Origin of the sequence: Phaeodactylibacter luteus (assembly GCF_007993045.1) — a bacterium.
Classification (GTDB): domain Bacteria; phylum Bacteroidota; class Bacteroidia; order Chitinophagales; family Saprospiraceae; genus Phaeodactylibacter; species Phaeodactylibacter luteus.
In genome coordinates this window covers 1-1,473 of the sequence record NZ_VOOR01000131.1, presented here as the reverse complement: position 1 = coordinate 1,473, position 1,473 = coordinate 1, and the positions used below count along the sequence as shown (strand labels likewise).

The 1,473-nt window shown below is 54.9% G+C and carries 2 protein-coding genes; both read left to right on the top strand.

Going from position 1 to position 1,473, the window contains the following annotated elements:
* Nucleotides 1-337, top strand: a 337-nt coding sequence (locus FRY97_RS21795; RefSeq protein WP_147169735.1) for a T9SS type B sorting domain-containing protein, incomplete at its 5' end; no start/stop codon positions are given.
* 245 nt (nucleotides 338-582) lie between these two features.
* Nucleotides 583-1,473 (top strand): hypothetical protein (locus tag FRY97_RS21790; RefSeq protein WP_147169734.1); only part of this gene is annotated, 891 nt, incomplete at its 3' end.

Here is a 1,473-nt window from a genome sequence, read left to right as displayed (position 1 = left end):
GTGCACCGCTTCCGATGAGCTCAATGTCTTCGTCGACCGAAGGGGGAATGTCTTCCTCCCCAATGTCTTCTCCCCCAATGGCGACGGCGCCAACGACGTCTTCTTCGTCAATGCCAGCCCGAGAGTCCTACAGGTCGATGCGCTACAGGTCTTCTCCAGGTGGGGCGAGCCCGTCTTCGAAGCCTTCAACTTCCCGCCCAACGACCCGCAGTTCGGGTGGGACGGCACCTACAGGGGGCAGCCCCTCAACTCCGCTGTCTTCGTCGTACAGGTCACCGTCTCCTATATCGATGGCGCGGCAGAGACCTTCTCGCAGGAGGTCATCTTGATGAAATAAGGGAATAGGGCGGGGATAGGAAAGTCTATTCCCGCCCCAATGACCTATATACTGCCGATTCTTCGTACCAGTTGTTGTGTTTTTCCGGCAAATTCACTTTATTTTGCAAAAATATCGATTAGCACGACAACTGTTTTGCGGCTTTACCCAAACGCCTCTTCTACCTCTAGCCACCTACGCTTCCCCAGAACAAACCAAAGATTTACGCTTATCAGGCTTAACGGCCTATTATTCAACCTTACTCAATGAACAGCAAACTCTACACCCTTGTCACCATTTTTGCTTTCTTGCTACCAGTTTCCGCCTCTGCCCAATTTGACTGTTGCAGTGCGCAAGCGTATGGAGGGGAAACGCTATCCATCCCCACTGTAGAATCCGGAAATGACAACGATAGTTTTGCAGGGACCTGCCTTGCAGGAGGTGAAAATAGTTCATACTATTTTACATTTGAAGCACAAACTTCCGGCACTTTTGAAGTCCTCATTAATCCGATTGGGACAAACGACTATGATTTTGCCTTAATGCAAGGAGCATGCCCGGGGAACCCTGGAGCCAGCGTTGTGGCCTGTAGTTTTGCCGCCCCTGGGGGAAACTTTCCCACAGGCATCTCATCAGACCCTTTAGGCAGCTTTGGTGTTGCCCAGACGAACGGATGGGTAGCCACAGTCAATCTGACCCAAGGATCGGTCTATGTACTCATTGTGGATAATTTCACTGACAATGCTAGTGGTTTTACCATCCGCACCGCTGGTACAGCTACGATTGGGCCACCTTCAGGCGGATCAGGGCAAGACCCTGTCATCAACCCCGTCGGCCCGTTCTGCCCTGGCGACCCCTCGGTCACCCTTACAGCCAACCCGCCGGGCGGTACTTGGGGCGGCGCGGCGAGTGCTTCTGGGGTGTTCATCCCAAACTCTCCGGGTATACAGACTGTGACGTATGCTGTAACTGGCGAAGGCATCTGCCCACCTGAGGCAGAACTTCAAATCACGGTGTTTTCTCCGCCCAACCCCATCATCAACCCGCCGCCAACGGCCTGCTCCAACGGCAGCCCGTTCTTCATGACGGCCAGCCCTGCCGGCGGCACCTGGGGCGGCGCGGCAGCGCCCAATGGGCAGGTCAGCCCCAGCGCGCTG